General features: G+C 43.9%; 1 pseudogene. It reads right to left on the bottom strand.

The features are described 5' to 3' along the window. Window positions 1–242, bottom strand: a pseudogene (locus ACQRAX_RS25575) (hypothetical protein); the annotation flags it as partial. Window positions 243–469 lie beyond the last annotated feature (227 nt).

Raw genomic sequence — 469 nt, 5'->3', positions numbered from 1 at the left:
TGATATTCGGTATGCATTTCCCGATAGCTCTTTGAGTAGGCCATCGAAAGGTACGTCAAACCCACGCCACCGGGACCTATCAGCGCGCCGAGCAAGAATGACGGATCAATGGTTGCCATGAAGATAAAAAAAATCGCCGTTATCCCTGCAACCCATTTTAAAAACTTTAGAACCCACTCCGGAAAATCTTTCCACTTGCAATATTCCACTCCAGATCGGGTGAAGCGATAAGCAAAATTCATTCGCTGATGAGTCATACTGGAAATTGTAAGTGTAATAATTAAAAAAAAGCAAAGACTGACTATCACTCGAGTCAGCACCCCCTCACCCGGCGCGGGATCCAAATACACGGAATACGACACTATGGCTATCAAGACAAACATAAATGCAAACATGCAATTAGCTACAAACGTATTGTAATTACGCGCCCGAATTGTCCAACCCAACAATTCGGGCTCATGCGAAAATT

The organism is Pseudomonas sp. UM16 (genome assembly GCF_050312595.1).
Lineage (GTDB): Bacteria > Pseudomonadota > Gammaproteobacteria > Pseudomonadales > Pseudomonadaceae > Aquipseudomonas.
The sequence above is the reverse complement of the archived record's forward strand: the minus strand, read 5'-3'. Positions and strand labels throughout refer to the sequence as shown.